The sequence below is a fragment of the Nocardia amamiensis genome (assembly GCF_015477605.1).
GTDB lineage: Bacteria > Actinomycetota > Actinomycetes > Mycobacteriales > Mycobacteriaceae > Nocardia > Nocardia amamiensis_A.
The window spans coordinates 1-2,591 of the sequence record NZ_JADLQX010000115.1; the positions used below are offsets into that span (position 1 = coordinate 1).

The following is a 2,591-nucleotide window of genomic DNA, read 5'->3' on the forward strand; positions in this document are numbered from 1 at the left end:
CGGCGGTGCCGGTGCGGGCGCGGCTGTTGCGGGTCGGGGACCAGGAGCATGTGCTGGCGGTGGCGGTGCATCACATCGCCGCCGACGGGTCCTCGATGCGGCCGTTGGCGCGGGATGTGATGGCCGCATATGCCGCCCGGGCCAAGGGACAGGCGCCGGGGTGGGCGCCGCTGCCGGTGCAATACGCGGACTACGCGTTGTGGCAACGGGAACTACTCGGGCAGCCCGAGGACCCGGACTCGGTGGCTGGACAGCAGCTCGCATTCTGGAAGCGGGAATTGGCCGGGGCCGCGCAGGTGCTGGCATTACCGACCGATCGGCCGCGGCCCGCGGTAGCGTCGATGCGCGGCGGGCGGATCGAGTTCACCATCGCAGCGGATCTGCACCAGCGAGTGAATGCATTCGCCCGCGAGCATGACGCGACCTCGTTCATGGTCGTGCATGCGGCGGTGGCGGTGCTGCTGGCGCGGTTGTCGGGCAGTGACGACATCGCCGTGGGCACCCCCATCGCCGGTCGCGGTGAACATGAGCTCGACGATCTGGTCGGGATGTTCGTCAACACTCTGGTGTTACGCACCCGGGTGGAGCCGGGATGGTCATTCCTCGACCTGCTCGAACACACCCGGGAAGCCGATCTGACGGCATACGCACACGCCGAAGCACCGTTCGAGTGGCTGGTCGAGGAGCTGGCACCGGCACGGTCGACCGCGCATGCACCGTTGTTCCAGGTGCTGCTGGTATTCCAGAACTTCGCGCCGGCCGGATTCGAGCTACCCGGACTAACCGTCGAGCCGCTGCAAGCAGACCTGCCGGTAGCCAAATTCGACCTGCAGTTGACCTTCGCAGAACGGTACGGACCCGACGGTACTGCAGCCGGAATGGATGTCGAATTCACCTTCGCCACCGATCTGTTCGACCAGACAACAGTCCACGGATTCGCCGACCGATTCCTGCGCATCCTCGAAACAGTGACCGCGCACCCATCGGAACCGACCGGAGATATCGAAATCCTCGAGGAGAGAGAGCGTGCGGCGCTGACGCCGGTGCGGGGGCTCCAGGGTGGGTCGGTACGGACGTTGCCGGAGATCTTCAGCGATGCGGCGGCGATCGATCCCGATGCGGTCGCCGTGGCCTGTGGTGACGTCCGGGTGTCCTATCGGGAACTCGGGGAACGATCGACCCGGCTGGCGCGATTGTTGATCGACCGGGGTGCCGGGCCGGAAACGTACGTCGCGGTGGGGATGTCGCGGTCGGTGGAGTCGGTGCTCGCGGTGTGGGCGGTCACCTCGACCGGGGCCGCGTTCGTGCCGGTGGATCCGATGTATCCGGACGAGCGGATATCGCAGATGCTCACCGATTCCGGGGTCCTCCTCGGGTTGACGGTGTCCGGGCACCGGGACAAACTTCCGGGAACGGTCGAGTGGCTGGTACTCGACGATCCCGAGCTGCAACGGGCATGCGCGGCACACTCGGCCACCCCGATCACCGATGCGGATCGGACCGCGCGTCTGTCCCTGGACCACGCGGCCTACCTCGTCTATACCTCCGGCTCCACCGGGGTCCCGAAGGGGGTGGTGGTCACTCACCGTGGCTTGGACAACTTCGCGGCCGAACAGAGCGCCCGGCTGGGAGCTACCTCGTCGTCGCGGACCTTGCATTTCGCGACTCCGAGTTTCGACGGTGCGGTGTTCGAGTATCTGCAGGCGTTCGGACCGGCGGCAACGATGGTGATCGCGCCGCCGACCGTGTACGGCGGCAGGGAACTGGCGGAGCTTCTCGCCGCCGAGCATGTCACGCATGGTTTCGTTACCACGGCGGCGTTGGCGACGGTCGATCCTGCCGGTCTCGACGAGTTCGGTGATGTGGTCTTCGGTGGTGAGGTGTGTCCGCCGGAGCTGGTGACCCGGTGGGCGCCGGGCCGGCGGCTGTTCCACGCGTACGGGCCGACCGAGGCGACGGTGATGTCGAACATCGGGGACCCGATGGTGGTGGGGGAGCCGATCACCATCGGCGGCCCGGTCCGGGGGGTGTACGAGGTGGTGTTGGACGGGTGGTTGCGTCCGGTGCCAGTGGGGGTGGTGGGGGAGTTGTATCTGGCTGGGGTCGGCCTGGCTCGCGGCTATCACCGGCGTCCCGGGTTGACGGCGGAGCGATTCGTGGCGGATCCGTACGGTGCGCCGGGGCAGCGGATGTACCGCACCGGGGATGTGGTGCGGTGGCGTGGCGATTACACGGTGGAGTATGTGGGCCGCAGCGATTTCCAGGTCAAGATCCGCGGGTATCGGATCGAGTTGGGGGAGATCGAGTCGGTGTTGGCGCGGTGTGCGGGTATCGCGCAGGCGGTCGTGGTCGTCCGGGACGACGGTCGTGGGGACCGGCTGGTCGGCTATGTGGTGCCGGTGGATGGGCAGAACGTCGATGTGGAGGCGGTGCGTGCGGCGGTGGCGGCGCGGTTGCCGTCGTATATGGTGCCGGCGGTTTTGGTGGTGGTGGATGGGTTGCCGTTGACGCCGGTGGGGAAGTTGGATCGTGCGGCGTTGCCGGTGCCGGAGTTCGCGGGTGGGGTGTATCGGGCGCCGTCGGGGCCGGTG

1 protein-coding gene is annotated in these 2,591 nt (G+C 67.6%); it reads left to right on the plus strand.

Annotated elements, in window-relative coordinates; genetic code table 11:
* The coding region (locus IU459_RS36905) for a non-ribosomal peptide synthetase (RefSeq protein WP_195134215.1) at window positions 1-2,591 on the plus strand (2,591 nt) is incomplete at both ends.